The organism is Streptomyces sp. NPDC101490 (genome assembly GCF_044767145.1).
GTDB lineage: Bacteria > Actinomycetota > Actinomycetes > Streptomycetales > Streptomycetaceae > Streptomyces.
The window spans coordinates 404,749-430,772 of record NZ_JBIWNI010000002.1 but is presented as its reverse complement, the minus strand read 5'-3'; the positions used below and the strand labels follow the sequence as shown (position 1 = coordinate 430,772).

18 protein-coding genes are annotated in these 26,024 nt (G+C 72.9%); 13 read left to right on the top strand and 5 right to left on the bottom strand.

Annotated features, from left to right (window positions below; genetic code table 11):
• Window positions 1–37 precede the first annotated feature (37 nt).
• The 3 genes from ACIRQY_RS05705 to groL all read left to right on the top strand — a co-directional run bounded on the left by ACIRQY_RS05705 (window position 38) and on the right by groL (window position 2,688).
• Complete coding sequence (locus ACIRQY_RS05705; RefSeq protein ID WP_403922604.1) at window positions 38–451, top strand: hypothetical protein; 414 nt, start codon at window positions 38–40, stop codon at window positions 449–451.
• Window positions 452–654: 203 nt separating this feature from the next.
• Window positions 655–963 carry a co-chaperone GroES gene (groES, locus tag ACIRQY_RS05700; RefSeq protein WP_003998759.1) on the top strand — a complete coding sequence of 103 codons (309 nt, stop codon included), beginning with the start codon at window positions 655–657 and terminating at the stop codon, window positions 961–963.
• Window positions 964–1,062: 99 nt separating this feature from the next.
• Window positions 1,063–2,688: a chaperonin GroEL gene (groL, locus tag ACIRQY_RS05695; protein ID WP_351793111.1), complete on the top strand. Its 1,626-nt coding sequence runs from the start codon at window positions 1,063–1,065 to the stop codon at window positions 2,686–2,688.
• Between the two features lie 280 nt (window positions 2,689–2,968).
• Here the strand turns inward: groL and ACIRQY_RS05690 are convergent, their stop codons facing one another.
• The 3 genes from ACIRQY_RS05690 to ACIRQY_RS05680 all read right to left on the bottom strand — a co-directional run bounded on the left by ACIRQY_RS05690 (window position 2,969) and on the right by ACIRQY_RS05680 (window position 5,420).
• Window positions 2,969–3,667 carry an ester cyclase gene (locus tag ACIRQY_RS05690; RefSeq protein WP_403922603.1) on the bottom strand — a complete coding sequence of 233 codons (699 nt, stop codon included), beginning with the start codon at window positions 3,665–3,667 and terminating at the stop codon, window positions 2,969–2,971.
• Window positions 3,668–3,910: 243 nt separating this feature from the next.
• Window positions 3,911–4,684 (bottom strand): SDR family oxidoreductase, encoded by a 774-nt coding sequence (locus tag ACIRQY_RS05685; protein WP_351795834.1) that lies wholly within the window; start codon window positions 4,682–4,684, stop codon window positions 3,911–3,913.
• A gap of 61 nt (window positions 4,685–4,745) precedes the next feature.
• Window positions 4,746–5,420: an MOSC domain-containing protein gene (locus tag ACIRQY_RS05680; RefSeq protein ID WP_403922602.1), complete on the bottom strand. Its 675-nt coding sequence runs from the start codon at window positions 5,418–5,420 to the stop codon at window positions 4,746–4,748.
• Between the two features lie 82 nt (window positions 5,421–5,502).
• On the opposite strand from ACIRQY_RS05680, the gene ACIRQY_RS05675 reads away from it, so the two are divergent.
• A complete protein-coding gene (locus tag ACIRQY_RS05675; protein ID WP_351795839.1) occupies window positions 5,503–6,396 on the top strand; it encodes a LysR family transcriptional regulator in 894 nt (297 codons plus the stop codon).
• A gap of 665 nt (window positions 6,397–7,061) precedes the next feature.
• Here ACIRQY_RS05675 and ACIRQY_RS05670 read toward each other — a convergent pair.
• A complete protein-coding gene (locus ACIRQY_RS05670) occupies window positions 7,062–7,460 on the bottom strand; it encodes a WhiB family transcriptional regulator (protein WP_403922601.1) in 399 nt (132 codons plus the stop codon).
• A 432-nt stretch (window positions 7,461–7,892) separates the two neighbouring features.
• Here ACIRQY_RS05670 and ACIRQY_RS05665 point away from each other — a divergent pair, with 432 nt between their 5' ends.
• The 4 genes from ACIRQY_RS05665 to ACIRQY_RS05650 all read left to right on the top strand — a co-directional run bounded on the left by ACIRQY_RS05665 (window position 7,893) and on the right by ACIRQY_RS05650 (window position 12,269).
• A complete protein-coding gene (locus ACIRQY_RS05665) occupies window positions 7,893–8,504 on the top strand; it encodes a response regulator transcription factor (protein WP_003948568.1) in 612 nt (203 codons plus the stop codon).
• Between the two features lie 243 nt (window positions 8,505–8,747).
• Complete coding sequence (locus tag ACIRQY_RS05660; protein ID WP_351795842.1) at window positions 8,748–9,350, top strand: sigma-70 family RNA polymerase sigma factor; 603 nt, start codon at window positions 8,748–8,750, stop codon at window positions 9,348–9,350.
• Window positions 9,351–9,536: 186 nt separating this feature from the next.
• Complete coding sequence (guaB, locus tag ACIRQY_RS05655) at window positions 9,537–11,039, top strand: IMP dehydrogenase (RefSeq protein ID WP_351795844.1); 1,503 nt, start codon at window positions 9,537–9,539, stop codon at window positions 11,037–11,039.
• Between the two features lie 105 nt (window positions 11,040–11,144).
• Window positions 11,145–12,269, top strand: a complete 1,125-nt coding sequence (locus ACIRQY_RS05650) for a GuaB3 family IMP dehydrogenase-related protein (protein ID WP_351795847.1) — start codon at window positions 11,145–11,147, stop codon at window positions 12,267–12,269.
• A gap of 56 nt (window positions 12,270–12,325) precedes the next feature.
• Here the strand turns inward: ACIRQY_RS05650 and ACIRQY_RS05645 are convergent, their stop codons facing one another.
• On the bottom strand, window positions 12,326–13,567 hold the full coding sequence (locus ACIRQY_RS05645) for a nucleotide sugar dehydrogenase (protein WP_403922600.1): 1,242 nt from the start codon (window positions 13,565–13,567) through the stop codon (window positions 12,326–12,328).
• 271 nt (window positions 13,568–13,838) lie between these two features.
• Between ACIRQY_RS05645 and ACIRQY_RS05640 the strand changes: the two genes are divergently transcribed.
• The 5 genes from ACIRQY_RS05640 (at window position 13,839) to ACIRQY_RS05620 (ending at window position 25,967) form a co-directional block, all read left to right on the top strand.
• Window positions 13,839–15,545, top strand: coding sequence for a glycerol-3-phosphate dehydrogenase/oxidase (locus ACIRQY_RS05640; protein WP_351795853.1), 1,707 nt, complete (start codon window positions 13,839–13,841; stop codon window positions 15,543–15,545).
• A 190-nt stretch (window positions 15,546–15,735) separates the two neighbouring features.
• A complete protein-coding gene (locus tag ACIRQY_RS05635) occupies window positions 15,736–18,057 on the top strand; it encodes a protein kinase (RefSeq protein WP_403922599.1) in 2,322 nt (773 codons plus the stop codon).
• 158 nt (window positions 18,058–18,215) lie between these two features.
• Window positions 18,216–21,956, top strand: a complete 3,741-nt coding sequence (locus ACIRQY_RS05630; RefSeq protein ID WP_403922598.1) for a protein kinase — start codon at window positions 18,216–18,218, stop codon at window positions 21,954–21,956.
• A 146-nt stretch (window positions 21,957–22,102) separates the two neighbouring features.
• A complete protein-coding gene (locus tag ACIRQY_RS05625; RefSeq protein WP_403922597.1) occupies window positions 22,103–24,076 on the top strand; it encodes a serine/threonine-protein kinase in 1,974 nt (657 codons plus the stop codon).
• 226 nt (window positions 24,077–24,302) lie between these two features.
• Window positions 24,303–25,967, top strand: coding sequence for a succinic semialdehyde dehydrogenase (locus tag ACIRQY_RS05620; RefSeq protein WP_403922596.1), 1,665 nt, complete (start codon window positions 24,303–24,305; stop codon window positions 25,965–25,967).
• Window positions 25,968–26,024: the final 57 nt, after the last annotated feature.

Genomic DNA, 26,024 nt, shown 5'->3' with positions numbered 1-26,024 from the left:
GGGGTCCGTCTCCGGGGCGGCTCCGGGGTCCCCCTCCGTGGCCGTCCCCGGCTCCCGGCCCCTCGCGCCCGTGCCCCCGTACGGTTCCGCTGCCCCCGCGTACGGTTTCGCCCTCCCCGCCCGGGGGACCGTCCCCGCCCGTCCGCCGGGCCGGGGCGGGGCCGCGCGGCCGCTCGCCGGGCTGCTCCTCGCCGCCGCACTCCTCGCGCTGACCGGCTGCGCCTCCACCGTGGACCCGATCGAACGCCTCGGCCGCAAGGCCGCCGAACGCATGGGCTCCCGGCACGCCCCCGCCGCCGGGGCCCGCGCGTCCACGGCCCCCGCACCGGCCGCCCCCGCGCAGGTGGCCCCCGCACCGGCCACCCCCGTATCGGCCGTTCCCGCACCGGCCACCCCCGCCGTTCCGTCCGCCGGAGCCGTCCGGTCCACGGGGGTCGCCGAGGTCCGCTGAAGCCCGGAACGGAACCGCCACGGGGTGAGTAATTGGCACTCCGCTTGACCGAGTGCTAATCGCGGTCATAGTCTCGGCTCTGGCACTCCCCACCGGAGAGTGCCAACAGAGCGACGGGCAGGTCCGGCACCCGCGACGACGGATCCACCTGGTCGCCACCTCAGACAGTTGACCCCGAGATCTCCGAAGGGGGAGGTCGGATCGTGACGACCACCAGCTCCAAGGTTGCCATCAAGCCGCTCGAGGACCGCATTGTGGTCCAGCCGCTCGACGCCGAGCAGACCACCGCCTCTGGCCTGGTCATTCCGGACACCGCCAAGGAGAAGCCCCAGGAGGGCGTCGTCCTGGCCGTGGGCCCGGGCCGTTTCGAGAACGGCGAGCGCCTGCCGCTCGACGTCAAGACCGGCGACATCGTGCTGTACAGCAAGTACGGCGGCACCGAGGTGAAGTACAACGGCGAGGAGTACCTCGTCCTCTCGGCTCGCGACGTGCTCGCGATCATCGAGAAGTAATTCACCCGAAGCAGATGCTTTGAGCTGCGCCCCGGGCCCTCACCGGGCACCGGGGCGCTGTTCGTTCCACACCAGTTTTCGAGAGGGCTGAACCGCTCCATGGCGAAGATCCTGAAGTTCGACGAGGACGCCCGTCGCGCCCTTGAGCGCGGCGTCAACAAGCTTGCCGACACGGTGAAGGTGACGATCGGCCCCCGTGGCCGCAACGTCGTCATCGACAAGAAGTTCGGCGCTCCCACCATCACCAACGACGGTGTCACGATCGCCCGTGAGGTCGAGATCGAGGACCCGTTCGAGAACCTCGGCGCCCAGCTGGTGAAGGAGGTGGCGACCAAGACCAACGACATCGCGGGTGACGGCACCACCACCGCCACCGTGCTCGCCCAGGCCCTGGTCCGCGAGGGTCTGCGCAACGTCGCCGCCGGTGCTTCCCCGGCCGCCCTGAAGAAGGGCATCGACGCCGCCGTCAAGGCCGTCTCCGACGAGCTGCTCGCGACCGCGCGCCCGATCGAGGACAAGTCCGACATCGCCGCCGTCGCCGCGCTCTCCGCGCAGGACCAGCAGGTCGGCGAGCTCATCGCCGAGGCCATGGACAAGGTCGGCAAGGACGGTGTCATCACCGTCGAGGAGTCCAACACCTTCGGCCTGGAGCTCGAGTTCACCGAGGGCATGGCCTTCGACAAGGGCTACCTGTCCCCGTACATGGTGACCGACCAGGAGCGTATGGAGGCCGTCCTCGACGACCCGTACATCCTGATCAACCAGGGCAAGATCTCCTCGATCCAGGACCTGCTGCCCATCCTGGAGAAGGTCATCCAGGCCGGCGCCAGCAAGCCGCTCCTGATCATCGCCGAGGACGTCGAGGGCGAGGCCCTGTCGACCCTGGTCGTGAACAAGATCCGTGGCACCTTCAACGCCGTGGCCGTCAAGGCCCCCGGCTTCGGCGACCGCCGCAAGGCGATGCTCGGCGACATGGCCACCCTCACCGGTGCCACCGTCATCGCCGAGGAGGTCGGCCTCAAGCTCGACCAGGCCGGTCTGGACGTGCTCGGCACCGCCCGCCGCGTCACCATCTCCAAGGACGACACCACCATCGTCGAGGGTGGCGGCAACTCCGAGGACGTGCGGGGCCGGGTCAACCAGATCAAGGCCGAGATCGAGTCCACGGACTCCGACTGGGACCGCGAGAAGCTCCAGGAGCGCCTCGCGAAGCTGGCCGGCGGCGTGTGCGTGATCAAGGTCGGCGCCGCCACCGAGGTGGAGCTGAAGGAGAAGAAGCACCGTCTCGAGGACGCCATCTCCGCGACCCGCGCTGCGGTCGAGGAGGGCATCGTCTCCGGTGGTGGCTCCGCGCTCGTCCACGCCGTGAAGGTCCTGGAGGGCAACCTCGACAAGACCGGCGACGAGGCCACGGGTGTCGCGGTCGTCCGCCGCGCCGCCGTCGAGCCGCTGCGCTGGATCGCCGAGAACGCCGGTCTCGAGGGTTACGTCATCACCTCGAAGGTCGCTGAGCTCGACAAGGGCCAGGGCTTCAACGCCGCCACCGGCGAGTACGGCGACCTGGTCAAGGCCGGCGTCATCGACCCGGTGAAGGTCACGCGCTCCGCCCTGGAGAACGCCGCCTCGATCGCCTCCCTCCTCCTCACCACTGAGACCCTCGTGGTGGAGAAGAAGGAAGAGGAGCCCGCGGACCACGGTCACGGCGGACACGGCCACTCGCACTGAGGCCCTTCCTGACTGACCACTGAGGCCCGGTACTCCCGTCGAGGGAGCACCGGGCCTCAGCGTTTCAGGAACCTCGGGGATCTCAGGGGCGCGGCCTCAGGGGTCTCAGATGTTTCACGGCCTCTAAGGGCACCCAGGCCCCTTACGGGCCCACCCAGGCCCCTTACGGGCCTTACGGGCCTTACGGGCCTTACGGGTTCTCAGGGTCAGGGCCCGGCGCGGGCCGCGCGCGCCATGGTGCCCGCGTCCGGGACCCCTCCCCGGATCCCGCACCGAGGGCTCAGCCCTCGACCGCGCCCAGCTGTGCCATCAGGCCCAGCGCGTCGTACTGCCACCAGCCCTCCACGATCTTCCCGTCGTCCCGGAAGCGGTGGACGAGCGTCCCGGTCGTCGAGACGTCCATGCCGGTGGGCTGGAGTCCCAGGAAGTCCCCGACGTGGGAGCCCCGCCAGGTCCAGCGGGTGCAGACCCGGTCGCCCTCCGCGATCTGGTCCTCGACGGTGAACGCGAAGTCGAAGCCGTCCCGCCACCGTCCGATCTCGCGCCGGACGGCGTCCATGCCGATGACGTCCTGCCCGTTCGTCGGATCGTGGCCGTGGTAGCCCTCGGCCAGCACCTCGTCGAGCCGTGCCAGCTCGGGCTCCTCCGCCGCCATCGCCAGGAACCGCCGGGAAGCCGCCTTGTACAGCGACTCGTCCCGGACGACGTCGAGGTCGGTGAAGGTGGGCATCCCGTCGCAGAGCGCCACCATCTCCCGGAAGATCCGCTCGGTCTCGGGCAGTTGGGAGTTGCGCATGGCCACGTCGTACGACGGGAACTCGACGATCTCCACGAGGTGCGAGGAGTCGGCCCGGTCCTCGCCGAGCACGCTGTGGGTGGCGGTCCGCCTGCCCGCGGTCTGCTCGATCCACCGGTCCACGAGCCGGTTCATATCGTCGATCCGGCTGGTCCTGAAGTCGATGATCTGGGTGAACGTCATGACGCCTCCCGCCCCCGGTGCGGCCCCCTCCAGTCTAGGGCGTGTTTCGAAAGTCCCGCCTGCCGCGCGGCCGCCCTGCGGGCGACGACGGCAATCGTCGGGAATCGTCGGACGGGCCCGAGGAGACGGCAGGGGCGAGCCGCCGACCGGGCCACCGGCCACGCCCTCGACGTGAGCCGGGAGGACGGCACCACCGCCCACCCGGACCCCGACGCCCCGGCGCGAACCGGCCCGGCGGGCCCGTCACTCGGGGCCGTACTTGCGTCCCGCCTTCGAGGAGACCCCGCCCAGCAGACCGCGCGGAGCCAGCTTCACCACTCCCATCAGGGCCTTGTACCGGGGGTCGGGGATCGACAGCGTCCGGCCCCGCTCCAGATCGGCGAGGGCCGCCGTCACCAGCTTGTCCGCGTCGAGCCACATCCAGCCCGGGATGTTGTCCGTCCCCATCCCGGCCCGCTCGTGGAACTCCGTCCGTACGAAGCCGGGGCAGAGCGCCATCAGCCGGACCCCGCTGCCCGCCAGGTCCCGCGCCGCGCCCTGGGTGAACTGCACGACCCACGCCTTCGAGGCGCCGTACGTGCCCCGGGGCAGGAAGGCGGCCACCGAGGCGACGTTCACGACGGCGCCCCTGCGCCGGTCCCTCATCGACGTGGCCGCGGCCGAGGTCAGCCGCAGCACCGCCTCGCAGTGCACCGTGAGCATCTTCAGTTCGTCGGCCATGGACACGTCCAGGAAGCGGCCCTTGTTGCCGAAACCTGCGTTGTTCACGAGCAGGTCGACCGGCTGCTTCGGGTCGGAGAGGCGCGCCTCGACGGCGGCGATGCCCTTCTCCTCGGAGAGGTCCGCCGCCAGCACCTCGGCCTCGACGCCGTGCCGGTCGTGCAGTTCGGTCGCCTGCTCCCGGAGGCGCTTCACGTCCCGGGCCACGAGCACGACGTCATGGCCGTCCGCCGCGAGTCTCCGTGCGAAGGCGGCCCCGATGCCCGCAGTGGCGCCTGTGATCAGTGCAGTCGTCATACCGGCACGGTAGTGCCCCTTCCGGGGGCCGTGCCCGGCCGTGGCGCCGCCCGGAACCGTTCTACGCGCGTGCGTACTTCTCGGTGTACTGGCGGGCCAGCGCCAGGAGTCCCGACTCCATCCACTCGGCGGCGGCCAACGTGCCGGGCAGCAGGGTCCGTTCGACGGTCGCGGCCCGGTGCAGCCGGGCGACCGTGATGTCGTGGTCCGGCCGGTGGACCACCGTGATCGGGTCGCCCGCGCGGATCTCTCCCGGCACGATCACCCGCAGCAGGGCGCCGGGTCCGGCGCCGGACAGCGTGAACCGCCGCACCCAGCCCTTCTCCTGGAGGAAACCCGCGAACGTACGGCAGGGGATGCGGCCGCCGGTGACTTCGAGGACGACCTCCTCGCCGATCCGCCACCGCTCGCCGATCAGGGCCCCGTTGACGTCCACGCCCCGGGTGGTGAGGTTCTCGCCGAAGGAGCCGTTGGTGAACTCACGGCCCAGGTCGCGCTCCCAGCTGTCCAGGTCCTCGCGGGCGAAGGCGTAGGCGGCCCGGTCGTTGCCGCCGTGGAACCGCAGGTCACAGACGGTGTCTCCGGCGAGCCCGCTGGTCCCGACCCCGGGCACGCCGGGGGCCTCGATGCGGACCGGCCCGTCGACGGGCCGCTTGTCGATGCCGGTCAGGCCGGAGGCGGCGTCGGTGTAGTCCACGGCCTTGGCGCCGCCCACGTTCACACTCAGCAGGGTCATGCGGGGAACCCTACGGGCACAGGTGTCAAAGGAGTAGTCGAATATTCGCGACTTCACCCAAGAGTCGCTTATGCTGGGACGCATGATCGAGGCCCGTCATCTCCGCGTCCTGCGCGCTGTCGCCGCCACCGGTTCCTTCTCGGCCGCCGCGCGCGAGCTGGGCTGCACCCAGCCCGCCGTGAGCCAGCAGATGAAGGCCCTCGAAGCCTCCGCGGGCACCCCGCTGCTGATCCGCGCCGCCCGCGAGATGCGCCTCACCCAGGCGGGCGAGGTCCTCGTCCGGCACGCCTCGGGCATCCTCGCCGGGCTCACCGCTGCCGAGGAGGAGGTCGCCGCCATCGCCGGGCTCCGCGCGGGCCGGGTCCGGCTGGTCTCCTTCCCCAGCGGCAGCTCCACGCTCGTCCCCACCGCCCTCGCCGCTCTGCGGGCCGCACACCCCGGCACCCGCGTCTCGCTGGTCGAGGCCGAGCCCCCGCGCTCGGTCGAGATGCTCAGGGAGGGCGACTGCGACGTGGCCCTCGCCTTCCGGTACGGCACGGGCCAGGCCGAGTGGGACGACCTGGTGGTACGGCCGATCCTCGCCGACCGGCTCGTGGGTCTGGTCCCCGAGGGGCACCGGCTGGCCGGGGCCGGTTCCGTGGGCATCGCGGAACTCGCGGACGAGTCGTGGATCGCGGGCTGTCCGCGCTGCCGCCGCCAGCTCGTCGACGTCTGCGAGGAGGCGGGGTTCACCCCTCGCATCGACTTCGCCACCGACGACTACCCGGCGGTGGTGGGCCTGGTCGGCGCCGGTCTGGGCGTCGCCGTCCTGCCGGAGCTGGCCATCGAGTCCGTACGCCCCAAGGGGGCGCGCACCGTGACCGTGGAACCCGCCGTGGAGCGGGAGATCGTGGCCCTCACCCTGCCGGACCTGGCACAGGTCCCGGCCGTGGCGGCCACCCTCGAAGAACTGACCCGCGCGGCCACGCGCGGGTAGCGCCTGCCCGGCGGTCGCTGACGGGCTCCTCCCGACGGCGGGGGTCAGGTCAGTCGTTCTTGCGTCCGAGCTGGTGTGGGGGCGGTGTCGCCTTCGTGGGCGGGGGACTCCTGGCCGCCGACATCCGAGGTGGCGGCCGGCCGATTCCAGGCGATGCCCTACGCCCGCCGATCGTGGCCCGGCGGTGTCGTCCCGTGCGGGTGATCGGAGGCGTCTTCGCCCCCGTGGGAGCGGGGGGACTCTCGTTGCCGTCGCACTCCGAACCCGCGATCCACCGGTGGCCCCGGCCATGATCCACCGGACGGCGTCCGGACCGGCCCCCGTCCGGACCGGCCGAGCGGCGCCGGTCAGCGCCGTAGGCGGTCGCTCTCCGGCGCAGCGCCACGGCCACGCGCGCGACCCGGCGCGGGACCGGGCGCGCGTGCGGCCGTGTCGTGGCCGGACGCGGGGGCGCCGGGGCCCGGGCCGCCCGCAGAACGCGTGCGCGCGGCCTCGTTCCTCGCCGGGCGTCACCCGTCGTTCGCCGCTCGGCCCGGGTACGCGCGCGCGTGCCGCCGCCTCCGTGCCGGGCCGCGTGCTCCCTCTGTCTCGGTTTCCCCGTTCCGCGTCCGGTGGCCCGGCCGTTCCCGGTCAGGGCCGCCCGTCCGGTTCGAAGAAACGTTCCTTCACATGCGCTCCACGATCGGTCGGCCCGATGTCGACGCCGATGTCGTCATGGATGTCAGGGAGGTCACGGACGCGCCGGGCGCGACCGGAGCGGTCGGCGACGCCGTCGCGACCAGGCGATTGCGCGCGCGTCCCATGAGCTCTTCGCGTTCGTCCTCGGTGAGGCCGCCCCATACGCCGTAGGGCTCCCGCACGGCGAGTGCGTGTGCCGCGCACTCCGCGCGGACCGGGCACCGCATGCAGACCTCTTTCGCCGAGTTCTCACGCGCACTCCGTGCCGCGCCGCGCTCTCCCTCGGGGTGGAAGAACAGGGAGCTGTCGACCCCGCGGCAGGCCGCGAGGAGTTGCCAGTCCCACAGATCGGCGTTGGGTCCGGGAAGGCGGGAGAAATCTGCCATTGCGCTTGTCCCCTTGAAACCGTGTCGAACGGATAGGTGGGCGGGTGGATGGCCGATGGCCGGGCTCCTCGTGTCCCGACGGGTCCGAATCTGCACACCTACTGTCGAAGTAGATGTAAATATGACTCATTGCGAATCTAGCCACAGACACCGCGAAAAGGGAAGAAAACCCGCTAAATGGTGCATAGCTTGCGTCAATGGATGAAAGGGCCGCGTCGCTCTCCTCCGTGCGCACCCACTCACGTAGAGTGCCGAAGCGTGCCGTCCAACCCGTAACTCTTTCGGGTGACCGTCGTTGAGAGTGCGGAGGCGGTTGAAGGAACAAGCGCTCGGGCAGGTGTCCGAGGGCGTCAATCGCACAGGTGACGATTACGTACAGCCCTGGAGGCTCAAGGTGACGCGCAACAGCTGCGAGAGCCGCGGAGGTCAGGCATGACATCCGTCCTCGTCTGCGACGACTCCCCGCTTGCCCGAGAGGCGCTCCGCCGCGCGGTCGCGACCGTGCCCGGCGTCGAGCGCGTGACCACCGCGGCCAACGGCGAGGAAGTCCTCCGCCGCTGGGGCGCGGACCGCTCGGACCTGATTCTGATGGATGTGCGCATGCCCGGCCTGGGCGGCGTGGAGACCGTCCGCCGGCTGCTCTCCGCGGACCCCGGCGCCCGCATCATCATGCTCACGGTCGCGGAGGACCTCGACGGCGTCGCCCTCGCGGTCGCCGCGGGCGCCCGCGGATATCTGCACAAGGACGCCTCGCGCGCCGAGCTGCGGGCCACCGTCACCCAGGCGCTGGCCGACCCGACCTGGCGGCTCGCCCCCCGCCGCCTCCGCTCGGCCGAGATGGGCGCCGCGCCCACCCTCACCGCGCGCGAGATCCAGGTCCTCGAAGGCATGAGCCACGGCCGGTCCAACGCGGAGATCGGACGCGAGCTCTTCCTCTCCGAGGACACCGTCAAGACCCATGCCCGGCGCCTCTTCAAGAAGCTGGGCGCCTCGGACCGCGCGCACGCCGTCGCCCTCGGATTCCGCTGGGGCCTGGTCCGCTGAATCGCAGGTCACCCGTCATGTCCCCGTCCTCACCCGGTTCCTTCGTGGGGTGGACGGGGCGGGCTTGTGTCACTTCCGCGCCGGATGCCGCATCCTTGAGATGTGGAGTTCCTCGGGGACGAGTCGATCGAGCGGGAGGGGAGGGCGCGGGAGATGAGTTCCGGCGCACCTGCTCATAACGCTTCAGTGCACAACTACGGACGCGGTGCCACGGACGCGGAGGCGTCGGGGCACCATGGAGCGATGCGCGACGACGACACCGTGGGTTCCCCCGTGCCTGCCGGGCAGGGGGACATCGGCGCGCTCGTCCGCCGCGCGGTCGAAGGCGACGCGCAGGCCACGCACGACCTGCTCGCGCGCGTGCATCCGCTCGCCCTGCGGTACTGCCGCACCCGCCTCAACCGGCTGCCGGGTGACGCCCGGCACTTCGTGGAGGACCTGGCCCAGGAGGTCTGCGTCGCCGTCCTGATGGCGCTGCCGCGCTACAAGGACACCGGCAGGCCCTTCGAGGCGTTCGTCTTCGCCATCGCCGGACACAAGGTCGCCGACCTCCAGCGGGCCGCCATGCGGCACCCGGGGTCCACGGCCGTGCCCTCCGACGAGATGCCCGAGCGCCCCGACGACTCCCTCGGCCCCGAGGAGCGCGCGCTCCTCAGCGACGACGCCGAGTGGGCCAAGAAGCTGCTCGCCAACCTTCCGGAGAACCAGCGCGAACTGCTGGTGCTCAGGGTCGCCGTCGGGCTGACCGCCGAGGAGACCGGGCAGATGCTCGGCATGTCCCCGGGGGCCGTCCGGGTCGCCCAGCACCGTGCCCTCAGCAGGCTGCGGGCGCTGGCGGAGCAGTAGCGGAGCCGTAACCGGGCGTACGGCCGGAGCCGTGGCCGGTACGTAAGGACCGTCAATGGAATCCGGCCCTTTCGTCCACGTGGGAACGTCCAAAGCCCCTGGCTGATCTTGATCGTGGAATGAGACACCGCTTCGGGCCGTTAGCATGGACATCCGCACCGATCAAGGCCGTTTGGGGAAGGTGTCATGACTGCACACGTCGACGGAGTGCCCGAGAAATTCGCGACACTCGGGCTGACCTACGACGACGTCCTGCTCCTGCCGGGCTCGTCCGACATGGCGCCCGACCAGATCGACACCGCCTCGTACATCTCGAAGAACGTGCGGGTGAACATCCCGCTGCTCTCCGCCGCGATGGACAAGGTCACCGAGTCCCGCATGGCGATCGCCATGGCCCGGCAGGGTGGTGTCGGTGTCCTGCACCGCAACCTCTCCATCGCCGACCAGGCCAACCAGGTCGATCTGGTGAAGCGTTCCGAGTCGGGCATGGTCACGGACCCGATCACGGTGCATCCGGACGCCACGCTCGCCGAGGCGGACGCGATCTGCGCCAAGTTCCGCATCAGCGGCGTCCCGGTCACCGACCCGGCCGGCCGGCTGCTCGGCATCGTCACCAACCGTGACATGGCCTTCGAGTCGGACCGTGCCCGCCAGGTGCGCGAGGTCATGACCCCGATGCCGCTGGTCACCGGCAAGGTCGGCATCTCCGGCGTGGACGCGATGGAGCTGCTCCGCCGCCACAAGATCGAGAAGCTGCCGCTGGTCGACGAGGCGGGCCTCCTCAAGGGCCTCATCACGGTCAAGGACTTCGTCAAGGCCGAGAAGTACCCGAACGCGGCCAAGGACAAGGGGGGCCGCCTGCTCGTCGGTGCGGCCGTCGGTGTCGCCGGTGACGCGTACGAGCGGGCCCAGGCCCTGATCGAGGCGGGCGTCGACTTCATCGTCGTGGACACCGCCCACGGTCACTCCCGGCTCGTCGGCGACATGGTCGCCAAGATCAAGTCGAACTCGTCCGTCGATGTCATCGGCGGCAACATCGCCACCCGTGACGGCGCCCAGGCGCTGATCGACGCCGGTGTCGACGGCATCAAGGTCGGTGTCGGCCCCGGCTCCATCTGCACCACCCGGGTCGTCGCCGGCATCGGCGTCCCGCAGGTCACCGCGATCTACGAGGCCTCCCTCGCCGCCAAGGCGGCCGGTGTGCCGGTCATCGGCGACGGCGGTCTGCAGTACTCCGGGGACATCGCCAAGGCCCTCGTGGCGGGCGCGGACACCGTGATGCTGGGCTCGCTCCTCGCGGGCTGCGAGGAGTCCCCCGGCGAGCTGCTCTTCATCAACGGCAAGCAGTTCAAGTCGTACCGGGGCATGGGTTCGCTCGGCGCGATGCAGTCCCGTGGCGAGCAGCGCTCCTTCTCGAAGGACCGCTACTTCCAGGAGGGCGTCGCCTCCGACGAGAAGCTGGTGCCCGAGGGCATCGAGGGCCAGGTGCCGTACCGGGGCCCGCTCTCGGCGGTCGTCCACCAGCTGGTCGGCGGACTGCGCCAGTCGATGTTCTACGTCGGCGGCCGCACGGTGCCGGAGCTCCAGACGAACGGCCGGTTCGTCCGGATCACGTCCGCGGGCCTCAAGGAGAGCCACCCGCACGACATCCAGATGACGGTCGAGGCACCGAACTACAGCAGGAAGTAACAGAGCGCGAGCGTGGGGGCGGTTCCGGGAGGTGCCCGGAACCGCCCCTCGCGCGTGTGTCGGGGATACTGGTAGGCGCAGACGTAGAGGGAAAGGCCACACATCGTGACTGAGATCGAGATCGGGCGCGGCAAGCGCGGCCGCAGGGCGTACGCGTTCGACGACATCGCCGTCGTCCCGAGCCGGCGCACCCGGGACCCGAAGGAGGTCTCGATCGCCTGGCAGATCGATGCCTACCGGTTCGAGCTGCCGTTCCTGGCCGCCCCGATGGACTCGGTCGTCTCGCCGCAGACCGCCATCCGCATCGGTGAGCTGGGCGGCGTCGGCGTGCTGAACCTGGAGGGTCTCTGGACCCGGTACGACGACCCGCAGCCGCTGCTCGACGAGATCGCCGGGCTGGACGAGGCGAGCGCGACCCGCCGTCTGCAGGAGATCTACGCGGCTCCGATCAAGGAGGAGCTGATCGGGCAGCGCATCAAGGAGGTGCGCGACGCCGGTGTCGTCACCGCCGCCGCGCTCTCCCCGCAGCGCACCGCCCAGTTCTCCAAGGCGGTCGTCGACGCGGGCGTGGACCTTTTCGTCATCCGGGGTACGACGGTCTCCGCCGAGCACGTGTCCGGCGCGTCCGAGCCGCTGAACCTGAAGCAGTTCATCTACGAGCTGGACGTTCCGGTGATCGTCGGCGGCTGTGCCACGTACACGGCGGCCCTGCACCTGATGCGGACCGGCGCGGCGGGCGTCCTCGTGGGCTTCGGCGGCGGGGCGGCGCACACCACCCGCAACGTGCTGGGCATCCAGGTCCCGATGGCGACCGCGGTCGCCGACGTGGCCGCGGCCCGCCGCGACTACATGGACGAGTCCGGCGGCCGGTACGTGCACGTCATCGCCGACGGCGGCGTGGGCTGGTCCGGCGACCTGCCGAAGGCCATCGCCTGCGGTGCCGACGCGGTCATGATCGGTTCCCCGCTGGCCCGTGCCACGGACGCGCCCGGCAAGGGCCACCACTGGGGCATGGAGGCCGTCCACGAGGACGTGCCGCGCGGCAAGCTGGTCGACCTGGGCATCGTCGGCACCACCGAGGAGATCCTCGCGGGCCCGTCGCACACCCCGGACGGCTCGATGAACTTCTTCGGCGCCCTGCGCCGCGCGATGGCCACCACGGGCTACAGCGAGCTCAAGGAGTTCCAGCGCGTCGAGGTCACGGTCGCGGACGCCCAGCACAAGCGCTGACCGACCCCGTACGTCCCCGAGGGCCCCGCACCGACCGGTGCGGGGCCCTCGGGCGTTCACAGCCGGTGGGCCGCGCCGGTGGGGGTGGCGCCCCGGGTGTCGAGGAGCAGCTGGGCCTTCACGGAGAGCCCCTGGAGGTCGTACGTGCGGTGGTGTTGGAGCAGGACCGTCAGGTCGGCGTGGGCGGCGGCCTCGTAGAGGGAGTCCGCGCGGGGGACGGGCAGCTCGCGGACGCGCCAGTCGGGGACGTGCGGGTCGTGGTAGCTGACGGCCGCGCCGAGGTCCATTAGACGGCGGGCGATCTCGTCGGCGGGGGAGCCCTGACGGTCGGGGAGGTCGGGCTTGTAGGTGATGCCGAGGAGGAGGACGCGGGCTCCTCTGGCCGACTTCCCGTGCTCGTTGAGGAGGGTGGCGGCGCGCTGGACGACGTACCGCGGCATCCGTTCGTTGACCTGGCCCGCGAGTTCCACGAGCCGGAGCGGGCGGTGGGCGCCGACGGTGTCGACGGGGACGCCGTGGCCGCCGACGCCGGGGCCGGGCCGGAAGGCCTGGAAGCCGAAGGGCTTGGTCTCGGCGCAGCGGATGACGTCCCACAGGTCCACGCCGAGTTCGTGGCAGAGCACCGCCATCTCGTTGACGAGGGCGATGTTGACGTGCCGGAAGTTGGTCTCCAGGAGCTTGACGGTCTCGGCCTCGCGCGGGCCACGCGCGCGTACCACCTTGTCGGTCAGCCGTCCGTAGAAGGCGGCGGCCGATTCGGTGCAGGCGGGGGTGAGACCGCCGATGACCTTGGGGGTCCCGGCGAAGCCGTGGGTACGGCTGCCGGGGTCGAGCCGGCCGGGGGAGTACGCGAGGTGGAAGTCGCGTCCGGCGCGGAGGCCGGAGCCCTCTTCGAGGAGGTCGCGGAGCAGGCCCTCGGTGGTGCCCGGCGGGACCGGGGACTCCAGGAGGACGGTGGTGTGGGGGCGCAGCCGGGCGGCGAGCGCGCGGGCGGCGCCGACGACGGCGGCGAGGTCGAGGGCGCGGTCGGGGCCGAGCGGGGTGGGGACGCAGATGGCGGCGGTGCGGACCCGGCCGAGTTCGGCGGGGTCGGCGGTCGGCCGGAAGCCTCCGGCGAGCATCCGGCGGACCTCGGGGACGGTCAGGGGGCCGTCGGCGGGGGAGCGGCCGGCGGCGAGTTCGGCGACGGGCCGGGGGTCGCTGTCGTAGCCGACGGTGTCGATGCCCGCGGCGGCGGCGGCTCGGGCGAGGGGGAGACCGTGGTGGCCGAGGCCGATGACGGCGAGGTCTGCGGGCATGGGGGTGGGCCGTCCTTCCCAGTAGCCGGAGGAGACGCGGGGCGCAAGCCCGGTGGACAGAACGGGTCGAGTGCAATGTCAGACTAGGCGTAAATATGACCGATATGTCGTATTGGGAAGCCGAAGAGGCCGAGTGTTATCCACAGGCCGGTGGCGAGACGGTGGCTGAAGTCGCCGGGTCGGGACAGAATCGAGCTGTGAGCCGGACCGCACGGTCCCGGCTCTCGTGCCGGAACGACGGGGGAAACCGGAGAACGGGAAGGCGGCAGCCGTGAGGACAGCGACACTGGGACCCGCCGAGCGCACCGAGGCGCTCGCGGCCATGGCCGAGCGCGAACTGGACGTGCTGGTCGTCGGCGCGGGAGTGGTCGGCGCGGGGACCGCCCTCGACGCCGTGACCAGAGGGCTCTCCACCGGCCTGGTCGAGGCCAGGGACTGGGCCTCCGGCACGTCCAGCCGCTCCAGCAAGCTCATCCACGGCGGACTGCGCTATCTGGAGATGCTGGACTTCGCCCTCGTACGGGAGGCGCTGAAGGAGCGCGGGCTCCTCCTGGGGCGGCTCGCCCCGCACCTGGTGAAGCCGGTGCCCTTCCTCTACCCCCTCCAGCACAAGGGCTGGGAGCGGTTCTACGCGGGCTCCGGCGTCGCCCTGTACGACGCCATGTCGCTCTCCTCCGGCCACGGCCGGGGCCTCCCGGTCCACCGGCACCTCTCCCGGGGCGGCGCCCTGCGGGTCGCCCCCTGCCTCCGCAAGGACGCCCTCGTCGGAGCCCTCCAGTACTACGACGCCCAGATGGACGACGCCCGCTTCGTCACCACCCTCGTGCGCACCGCCGCGTCCTACGGCGCCAGGGTCGCCAGCCGGGCCCGTGTCACCGGCTTCCTGCGCGAGGGCGAGCGGGTCGTCGGCGCCCGCGTCCAGGACGTCGAGGCGGGGGTCGCGTACGAGATCAGGGCCAAGCAGATCGTCAACGCGACCGGGGTGTGGACCGACGACACCCAGGCCCTCATCGGCGAGCGCGGCCAGTTCCACGTCCGCGCCTCCAAGGGCATCCACCTCGTCGTCCCCAAGGACCGCATCCACTCGACCACCGGGCTCATCCTGCGCACCGAGAAGTCCGTGCTGTTCGTGATCCCCTGGGGCAGGCACTGGATCGTCGGCACGACGGACACCGGGTGGGACCTCGACAAGGCCCATCCCGCCGCGTCCAGCGCCGACATCGACTACCTCCTGGAGCATGTGAACGGCGTGCTCTCCACCCCGCTCACCCGGGACGACGTCCAGGGCGTCTACGCGGGACTGCGACCCCTGCTCGCGGGCGAGTCCGACGCCACGAGCAAGCTCTCGCGCGAGCACACCGTCGCCCACCCGGTCCCGGGCCTCGTCGTCGTGGCGGGCGGCAAGTACACGACGTACCGGGTGATGGCGAAGGACGCCGTGGACGAGGCGGTGCACGGCCTCGACCAGCGCGTCGCGCCCTGTGTCACCGAGGACACCCCGCTGCTCGGCGCCGAGGGCTACCGGGCCCTGTGGAACGCGCGGGCCAGGATCGCCGCGCGCACCGGCCTCCATGTCGTCCGGGTCGAGCACCTCCTCAACCGCTACGGCTCCCTGACGGAGCAGATCCTCGACCTGATCGCCGGAGACCCCTCGCTCGGCGAACCGCTGTCGGCGGCCGACGACTACCTGCGCGCCGAGATCGTCTACGCCGCCTCCCACGAGGGCGCGCGCCACCTCGACGACGTCCTCACCCGGCGTACCAGGATCTCCATCGAGACCTTCGACCGGGGCACCCGCAGTGCCCGTGAGTGCGCCGAGCTGATGGCGCCGGTCCTCGGCTGGGACGAGCGCCAGATCGAGAAGGAGGTCGAGCACTACGAGAAGCGGGTGGAGGCGGAGCGGGAGTCGCAGCGGCAGCCCGACGACCAGACGGCGGACGCCGCACGGCTCGGAGCGCCGGACATCGTGCCGATCTGACGGGACGTCCGGGTCGTCCGCTCCGAGCGGGAACCCGGGGGGTGTCCAGGGGCGTCGTCATCCCGGAGTTCGGACCCGGGGGCGTCGCCCGTGCTGAGGTGAGAGACAATGAGCTCTCTTCCAGGGCGGGTTACCGCATCGCCCGGGAAGCGGCAGACGCGGCGAAGATCAGGGATCGCAGAGGGGACGCATGTCGGAGGCGGAGCAGTCGCGGGACACGGCGAAGGACCCCGGGCGGGACGCCGCAGGGGCCGCGACCGACGGCGACCGAGGAGCGGTTCCGGCCGCGCGTGAACCGGAGCGGGACGAGCGGAAGCCGCGCGGGGAGGACGACTCCCCGGAGCGGGCCGCCGGGGCCGGACCGGAGGGCACGGCAGGGCCGGAGGCCGCGACCGGGCCGGAGGGCACGAGCGGTTCGGAGGGCACGAGTGGTTCGGGCCGCTCGGACGCCTCCGCCGGTCTGGACGTGAAGGACGGTCAGGAGGCCGCCGTCTCCGGGCGGCTGCGCGGCACCGAGCCCTCCACCGGCCGCGCCGGGTTCGGCGCGGGTGACGGCGACGGCGAGAGCGACCGGGGGCGCCCGGCGGGCACCGCGCGCACCACCGGCGGCGCCCGGCCCCGCAAGGACCCGGTCACCGAGGGCCGCCTCCTCGCGGGCCGCTACCGCCTCGGCGTGGTCCTCGGACGCGGCGGCATGGGCACGGTGTGGCGCGCGGTCGACGAGACCCTCGGCCGTACCGTCGCCGTCAAGGAACTCCGCTTCCCCACCAGCATCGACGAGGACGAGAAGCGCCGCCTCATCACGCGGACCCTGCGCGAGGCGAAGGCCATCGCCCGTATCCGCAACAACGGCGCCGTCACCGTGTACGACGTCGTCGACGAGGACGACCGCCCGTGGATCGTCATGGAGCTCATCGAGGGCAAGTCCCTCGCGGACGCCGTGCGCGAGGACGGCACGCTCACGCCCCGGCGCGCCGCCGAGGTCGGCCTCGCCATCCTCGACGTGCTGCGGTCGGCCCACCGCGAGGGCATCCTGCACCGCGACGTGAAGCCGTCCAACGTACTGATCGCCGAGGACGGCCGGGCCGTCCTCACCGACTTCGGCATCGCCCAGGTGGAGGGCGACCCCTCGATCACCTCCACGGGCATGCTGGTCGGCGCGCCCTCGTACATCTCGCCGGAGCGCGCCCGGGGCCACAAGCCGGGCCCCGCCGCCGACATGTGGTCGCTCGGCGGTCTGATCTACGCGGCGGTCGAGGGCAGCCCGCCGTACGACAAGGGCTCCGCCATCGCCACCCTCACGGCGGTGATGACCGAACCGGTCGACCCCCCGAAGAACGCGGGCCCCGACCTGGAGAAGGTCATCTACGGGCTGCTCGCCAAGGACCCCGCCCAGCGACTCGACGACGCCGGCGCGCGCGTCCTGCTGCGGGCCGTCCTCGACGCGCCCGACGTGACCCCCGAGGTGTCGCCCGAGGTCACCAGGGTCGTACCGCTGCCGCCCGGCCCCGAGCGGAGGCCGGGCGCGGAGGGTGGTCCGGCGGCCGACCGGGACAAGGCGCCCGACGCGACGGCCGACCGGATGCGGGGCGCCCTGAAGTCCGTGCGGAACGCGGCGGTCTCCTCGAAGGCCGACCGGCCGTCGACGGGCGCGCCCGCGACGGTCCCGCACCCCAGGACGGCGGTGAACTCCGCGCAGGCGCACGGCACCGGCCGTCCCGCCCCGGCGCGCGCCCCGCTCACCGACGTCGTCCCCCGCCGCACGCTGATCATCATCGTGGCCGTCGTGGTGCTCGCCCTGCTCGGAACGATCCTCGCCGTCTCCCTCGGCGGTGGCGACAAGGGCGACCAGGGCAAGGGCGGCGCCACCGCGTCGGCCGGCGCCTCGGCGGGCGGCGACGGCTCGGACGGTTCCGACGGCGGCAAGGGCCAGCAGCCCGGCGGCCCCGGCCAGCAGGGCGGCACGCAGCCGGACGGCACCGGCACCACCGGAGGGTCGAGCGGCGACGGCGTCACCCCGTCGGGGAACACCGACGGGGGCACCGGCACGAGCCTGCCCGACGGATACGCCCTGGTCAGCAACGCCCGTTTCCACTTCAGCATGGCGATGCCCGCGGACTTCCGGGCGCACGCCATACCGGGGTACGACGGCGGCGCGATCTTCAGGGGGAGCGACGGTTTCCCGCGTGTCCAGGTCGACTTCAACGGCAGCCCGAAGGACGACGCCGAGGCCGCCTGGGAGCTGGCCAAGCTCGGAGTGGCCGCCACCAGCAAGGGGTACGAGCACATCGGCATCAGGACGGTGTCCTACAAGGGGTATCCGACCGTCGCCGACTGGGAGTTCGAGCGGACCCAGCAGGACACGCGGGTCCATGTGCTCAACCGGGGCTTCAAGGTGGACGCCGACCGCGGCTACTCCATCATGGTCAGCTGCGAGGCGGAGGAGTGGGACGCCGAGGAGTGCCGGACGCTGCGGGAGACCGCGTTCGGGTCGTTCAGCCCCAAGGACTGACCGCTCCCACGTATCGTGAGAGCCGAGGACCGTACGCAGTCGAACAGAGCCGTCGACCGCACGGTCCGTGACCGGAATCGACGGACCCGCCCGATCCCGCACGACCTCGGGGGTCCGGTGGGCCACGGGGGACACAGCGTGCGTGCGGGGGAGGCGTCGTGGACGACTACGCGGGAAGGGTGCTGGCGGACCGCTACCGCCTGCCGCTGCCGCCGGGGGGCGCCGACGCGCCCGCCGACGCGTACGAACTGGCCGAGACGCGCGCCTTCGACACCTACAGCGGGCAGGAGGTCCTGGTCCGTCAGGTGCCCCTGCCGGAGTTCGTGGACGCCGAAGTGCTCGACGGCGAGGGCGGGCCCGCCGGGGCGCGGGGCGGCGCGGGGCGGGCGACCCGCCGTCCGGCCGAGCCCGTCGTGCGCCGGGCGATCGAGGCGGCCCAGGCCGCCGCGCAGATCCCCGACCATCCCCTGCTCGACCAGGTCTTCGACGTCTTCGCGGAGGCCGGTTCGCTGTGGATAGTGAGCGAGCGCGTCGCGGCCCGTCCGCTGGCCGCGCTCCTCGCCGAGCAGCCCCTCAATCCGTACCGCGCCGCCGAGATCGGCGCCGACGTCCTCACCGCCCTGCGCGCGCTGCACGCCCACGGCTGGGTGCACCGGAACATCACCGCCCGGACCGTGCTGGTCTGCGACGACGGCCGGGTGGTCCTCTCGGGCCTGGCGGTGGGCGCCGCCGAAGAGGCCCTCTGCGGGTACGCGCCGGTCCCCGAGACGGAACCGGAACCGTCCGCCCCGGGCTGGCACACCCCCGAGATCGACCCCGGCGACCGGCGGCCGACCGCCCACGACCCGGAGGGGTACGACCCCGAGGATTCCGAGGGCCATGACGATTCCCGGGACTTCCAGGAATCCGGGGACTTCCAGGGCTCCGGGACATACCCGGACTCCGGGGATCTCCGGGACTCCGGGGGCCTCGGAGGATTCGAGGGTGCCGGGCGCTTCGGGAAGTCCGGCGGCTTCGAGCTGCCCGGCAGCTTCGAAGGGCCGGGGGAGTACGACTCCGGGAGACACGGTCGGGGGGCGGGCGCCTCCGGTGTCCACGATGCCGGGAGCCACGGCTCCGACGGTCACCCCTCCGGGGAGTACGACTCCGGGCTGTACGGCTCCGAGCCGTACGAGGCAGAGGTCTACGAGGAGGGCGGCGGGCCGGTCCCGTACGGGGCGGACGAGACGGGGGGCCTCGTGCCCGTCCCGGCACCCGTGGTCCCCGGCGCCCACGCCCCCGTCCCCTACGGGACCCCGGACCACGTGACCCCGGACCACGGGACCTCGGGCTACGGGACCCCGGACCCGGGCCGCGACCCGTCGGACACGTACGACGGGTCCTACGACTCCTACGACTCCTACGACTCCTACGACGACCCGTACACCGACGCCGATACGCGTGTCGGGACGGCCGCCGGGTCCGGGTCCGGGGTCCAGGTCCACGCCGACGCGTACACCGAGGCCGACGCCCACGGTGACGCCGACGAAGCCCCCCATGGCGCCGACACCCTCCACGACCCCGACGACGGGGACGGCTCCGCGTCCCCCTACGGCACCGCCCCCGGGTCCTACGGTTCCGACCCCTACGGGCGGTCGGCCGGGGCTCCCGTCGAGCAGGGGTCCCCGCCCGTGCCGCCCACCGCGGACGTCCGGGCGTCGAGGGCCGGGGCCATCGCGGCCTACCGCGCCGGAGCGCGCGCCGCCGCCGCGATCGGCGAGAGCGGCGCGCTTCCCGTCCAGCGCCCCGCGCCGCAGGACCCGCCCGCCCCGCCCCCGCCGCCCACCGCCCAGGCCGTCGGCTCGCCCGAGCCGCAGTGGTGGGCGCGAGTGGCGGACGAGGCGGAGGAGGACGACGGCGACGACGGCGACGACCCGTACGACGACGGCGCCCGGCCGGCCGGTCCCCCGGCCGGTCCGCGCACCGGTCCGCCGCCCCGCGTGATGCTGGCGGGCAACTGGAGCGACGGCCCGCACACCTCCCGGGACGGCTCGGCACCGATCTCCGCGGGCGGTTCCGGCCCCGTGCTGCCCGGCTCGGGCCGCCCCGCGCTGCCCGCCGGATACACGGCCGCGACCCCGGACCCCGACCGGCTGCCCGACCCCGACCGCTTCCCGGTCCCTGTAGGCGCCCGGCAGAGCGCGCCCGCCGGGACCCCGGCGGAGGCGTACCGGGGCCCCGGCACCCGGCTCGCCGCCGAGCGGGCCCGGCAGACCCGGATCGCGGTCGTCGGGGCGGTCACCGAGCGCTGGGCCCCCGAACAGGCCGGTCCCGTCCACGAGAACTGGCGCCTCGCCCCGCCGATCGGCCCCGCCACCGACCTGTGGGCCCTCGGCGCGCTCCTCTACCGGGCCGTCCAGGGCCACGCGCCCTACCCCGAGGACAACGCGGCGGAACTGGTCCAACTGGTCTGCGCCGAACCGCCCGCCTTCGCGGAGGAGTGCGGTCCGCTGCGCCCGGTCGTGGAGTCCCTGCTGCGTCAGGACCCGACCGAGCGGCCCGACTTCGAGGAGCTGCGGGGCTGGCTGCGGTCCCTGGTGCGCTCCGCCCCGGAACCGGAGGCGGGCGCCGGAACCGTACCGCCGCCGCCCTTCGACGAGGCGCGGCTGCCGATCGTGCGCAGACGCGGTGAGCTGGTGCGCCGTCGGCGCGGATCGGCGGGCGCGGGCCGCCACCGCCACAAGCGGGGCAAGGAGCCGCGCCCGCCCGCCCCGCACGGCTCCGGACAGCCGCCCGAGTACGGGACCGACCGCGTACCGACCGGGTACGAGCAGTCGGGCCCCGGGTACGAGCAGCCGGAATCCGGCTACGAGCAGCGGGAATCCGGGTACGCCGGGCGCGGGCCGGGCGGTGGCCGTGAAGAGTCCGGTCTAGGTGCCGGTGCCGGGGACACGCGCCAGGACTTCCACGAGGTTCCCCGCCAGGACCCGCACGACGGGTTCGACGACGGCCCCCGCCACGCCCCGGCCCGGCAGGAGTTCCACGACGACTACGACGAGGAGCCGCGTCAGGGCGGGCGCGGGCGGTTCGGCGGCTTCGGTGGCTTCGGCGGGGACCGGCACCCCCAGGACTTCCACGAGGAGATCCCGCAGCGCGCGCCCCGGGCGCCCCGTACCGCACGGACCTCGGGCGCCCGGCGCCCCGGCTCCGGCACGCCGAAGTCACTCGGCCGGACCCTCGTGGTCCTCGTCTTCCTCCTGCTGGGCGGGGCGGTCGCGTACGCCGTCCTGGTCATGCCCGGTGACGGGGAGACGCCGAACGACCCCACCGCCACCGGTCCCGCCCCGTCCGGCACGGCCCAGAAGCCCGGCACCACCCCGCCCACCGGCGGCCCTTCGGCGACGACAGCCCGGCCGACCGCCCCGCGCACCACCCCGCCCCCGGCGGACCCCTCGGCGCCCGCGCTTGCCGCCGGATACACCCTGCGGAAGGATCCGGAGGGCTTCCGGATCGGGGTGCCGAACGGCTGGCGGCGCAGCCCGATCAACGACGCCGGGCAAGTCCGCTACACCGGACGGGACTTCACCATGATCGTGGTGCCTGGCCGGGACAGTGTGAGTGAGAACGGCTCCGACCCCCTGGAGTACCAGAACACCAGGGAGCGGGAGCTGGATCCGTGGCGGGCGTCGAGCTGGTCGGGCGCGGAGAGGACCCGCCGGGTCGACATCGGCAGGACGGCGACGGCCACCGGAAGTTACTGGTGGCTGGACAGCACGGGCCGTCAGGTCTTCGTCCGCAACCTGGCCCTGGTCGACGGCGGGCGGTACCACGTCGTGCAGGTCATCGGCCCCTACGCCGACAGTGACAAGGTGTCCGAGATCTTCGACGAGGCCACGAAGGCGTTCCGTCCGGGGCGCTGAGCAGCACCGGGACGGCCGCGGATTCCGTGGGGGCCCCGGAACTCCCATCGGCCCCCGGTCACAGTGCTGTTCCTATGACCGCCCCGAGGTTCCGTCGTCCGTACCCCCCTCCGTAACCTGGCATCCGAAGGAACGGGCGGGGGCAAGTGGAACATTCTCAGAGCACAGGCGAGGGACTGCTGCTCGCCGGGCGCTACCGACTGGGCGAGGCCATCGGGCGCGGCGGCATGGGCAAGGTCTGGCGCGCGCACGACGAGGTGCTGCACCGCGTGGTGGCCGTGAAGGAACTGACGGCGGGTCGGTTCGTGGCGGAGGCCGACCGGCTGGTGCTGCACGCCCGGACGCAGAAGGAGGCGAGAGCCGCCGCGCGGATCACGCACCCGGGCGTCGTCACGGTCCATGACGTGCTGGAACACGACGACCGGCCGTGGATCGTGATGCAGTACGTCGACGGGCCGTCGCTCGCCGACGCCGCCAAGGAGGCGGGCACGATCGAGCCGCGCGAGGCGGCCAGGATCGGGCTGCACGTCGTCGGCGCGCTGCGCGCCGCGCACGAGGCGGGGGTGCTGCACCGGGACGTCAAGCCGGGCAACGTCCTCCTCGCCCGCGACGGACGCGTCCTGATCACCGACTTCGGGATCGCGGCCATCGAGGGCGATTCGACGATCACCCGCACGGGTGAACTCGTCGGCTCGATCGACTATCTGGCGCCCGAGCGGGTACGCGGCGGCGATCCGGGGCCCGCCTCGGACCTGTGGTCCCTCGGCGCCACCCTGTACGCGGCCGTGGAGGGCACCTCCCCGTTCCGTCGTACGTCTCCGATCAGCACCATGCAGGCGGTGGTCAGCGAGGAGCCGTCGCGCCCGGTGAAGGCGGGCCCGCTGGCCCCCGTCATCGTGGCCCTGCTGCGCAAGGACCCCGACCAGCGTCCGCGCGCGGACGAGGCCGAGCGGATGCTCCTCGAAGCGATGGAGGGCCGGACGCCGGAGGCGGCACAGGCCTTCGTCCCGACGCAGCGGGTGAACCGGGAGGAACTGGAGCCGACCGGCGACGGCCGGGGCGGGGACGGGGGCCGGGGCGACGGCCCGGCGGGCTCGCTGGACCCGTCCGACCTGGTGGAACTGGGTGAGGACGCCGGGGACGGCAGGGACGGCGGGAATCACAGGGCTGGTGGGACTCACAGGGCAGGTGGGACTGATGGGGCTGATGGGGCTGGTGGGCTCCGCGAGACCAGCAGGGCCGGTGGGGCTGGTGGGGCTCGTGCGGCGACCAGGTCCAGCGGGACCCAAGCGACCAGCGGGTCCAGTGGTACGACCGGGGCCTCCGGTGCGAAGGACGCCCCTGGCGCGACCGTCCCGGCCCCCACGAGCCAGTGGCCGCAGCCGCCGCAGCCCCTCTCGCCCTCTCCTTCCGGCGCGGGCTCCTGGCCCCCCTCGCACCCCACTGCCGCACCGCCGCCCCAGGCCGGGGGCGGCCGGGGCCGCTGGCGGACCGTCGCCCTGGCCGCCGTGGTCGCCGGACTCGTCGCGGGCGGAGCAGTCTTCGCCACGATGAACCACCTGGGCGGTGACCGGGGCGGCGCGGGCGGCCGGACCTCGACCAGCGCGCCCGCCCCCACGACCCCTCCGCCGTCCAGCGCCCCCGCCGTCCGCGAGAAGGCGAACGCGGTGCCGGACGGCTGGCACCGCGTCGAGGACCCGGCGGGCTTCAGCCTCGTCGTCCCGGACGGCTGGAAGCGGCAGATGGAGGGCGACCAGATCGACTACACCCCGGACAACGGGCGGCACCGCATCCGGATCAGCATCGACCCCAACCCCGACTACGAGAACCCCTACATGCACGCGCTCGACCTGGAGCGCGCCCTGCAGCAGCGGATGGACTACACCCGGGTCAAGCTCGTCCAGACGGCCTACCGCGACCAGGTGCGTTCCTGCCTGTGGGAGTTCACCTGGACGGAGAAGAAGAACTTCCCCGGGCCCCGGCACGCCATCGACCAGATCTACTACGCGGACGACGGCACCGAGTACGCGATCTACATGTCCTCGCCCGAGTCCAGCTGGGAGACCACCCGGGAGCAGTTCGACGTGGTCCTCCGGCACTGGCGGGCCCCGGGCGACTGAACGGCCGCGCGGGTACGCGCCGGGGTGCACCCGACGCGTACCCGCCAACGGGCCCGCCCGACGCGTACCCGCCAACGGGTGAAGAATCTCCGGCGCGCCCCTCCGCCGGCCACAACCCCCTGATCAGGGCTTATGTGCCAGTGATCGCTGGCGTGATGTGCGCGCCCGGCGAAAACGCGTTACCGACGGGTACCCAAAGAGCGGAACGCGGCCTACGCTCGCCCTCATGACGGACTCGCAGGCCCCCTCCGCCCCCTCGGTTCCCGACGCCTCCGCCCAGCGGACCGGAGCCGCCGCGCCCGCCGGGGCGACCAACCCGGTCGCGCCCGCGCCCGCAGGCGCGCGGACCGCCGCCGACGTCGTGACGCCCGAGGTGGTCGCCCGGCTCACCCGTGGCGTCGTCGGCTCCGGACGGACCGCCAACCACAGCCCCTTCACCGGGGACCGGCTCGCGGAGCTGCCCGAGTCCACCCCCGAGGACGTCGCCGAGGCCTTCACGCGCGCGCGTGCGGCCCAGCCCGTGTGGGCCGCCGTCCCGGTCAGGGCCCGCGCCGCCGTCCTCCTGCGCTTCCACGACCTCGTCCTGCAGCGCCAGTCCGAGGTCCTCGACCTCATCCAGCTGGAGACGGGCAAGGCCCGCCTGCACGCCCACGAGGAGGTGCAGGCGGTGGCCGTCGCCGCCCGTCACTACGGCCGCAAGGCCCCCGGGTACCTCGGCCCCAAGCGTCACACCGGCGTCGTCCCGACCCTGACCAAGGTCACCGAGCTGCGCCAGCCGCGCGGTGTCGTCGGCCAGATCGCGCCCTGGAACTACCCCCTGGAGCTGTCCGTCGGCGACGCGCTCCCCGCCTTCGTCGCGGGCAACGCCGTCGTCATGAAGCCCGACACGGAGACCGCGCTCACCGCGCTGTGGGCCCGTGACCTGCTCATCGAGGCCGGGCTGCCCGCCGGGGTCTTCCAGGTCGTCCTCGGCGAGGGCCCGGTCGTCGGCCCCGAGGTCGTCAAGCACGCCGACTACGTGTCCTTCACCGGCTCGACCCGCACCGGCCGCGAGGTCGCCCAGGGCGCCGCCGCCCGCCTCGTCGGCGTCACCCTGGAGCTCGGCGGCAAGAACGCGATGCTCGTCCTGGAGGACGCCGACATCGAGAAGGCCGCAGCCGGCGCCGTCCGCGCCTGCTTCTCCTCCGCGGGCCAGCTCTGCATCTCCATCGAGCGCCTGTACGTCCACGAGTCCGTCGCGGACGCCTTCCTCGACCGCTTCGCCACCCGCACCAAGGCCATGCGGCTCGGCAACTCCCTCGCGTACGGGGCCGACATGGGCTCCCTCGTCGGCACCCGGCAGCTGGAGACCGTCACCCAGCACGTCGAGGAGGCCGTCGCCAAGGGCGCCCGGCTCGTCGCGGGCGGCGTCGCGCGCCCCGACATCGGCCCCCTCTTCTACGAGCCGACCATCCTCGACGGCGTCGAAGCCCCGATGACGGTCTGCTCCGAGGAGACCTTCGGCCCCGTCGTCTCGGTCTACCGCTTCACCGACGAGGACGAGGCCGTCCGCCTCGCCAACGCCACCCCGTACGGCCTGAACTCCTCGGTCTGGACGAAGGACTCCCGCCGGGGTCACGCCGTCGCGGCCCGGCTGCGCACCGGCACCGTCAACATCAACGAGGGGTACGCCCCCGCCTACGGCAGCGTGCAGTCCCCGATGGGCGGCATGAAGGACTCCGGGCTCGGCCGCCGCCACGGTTCCGAGGGCATCCTCAAGTACACCGAGGCCCAGACCGTCGCCCAGCAGCGGCTGCTGCCGCTCGCGCCCTCCTTCGGCATGGACGACGAGAAGTACGCCGCGTTCATGACCACGTCCCTGAAGGTGATGAAGGCCCTGCGCCTGCGCTGACCGCCGCCCCCGCCGACGTACGGACTCCGCTCCCGCCCGTACGAACCCGGCCCGGTC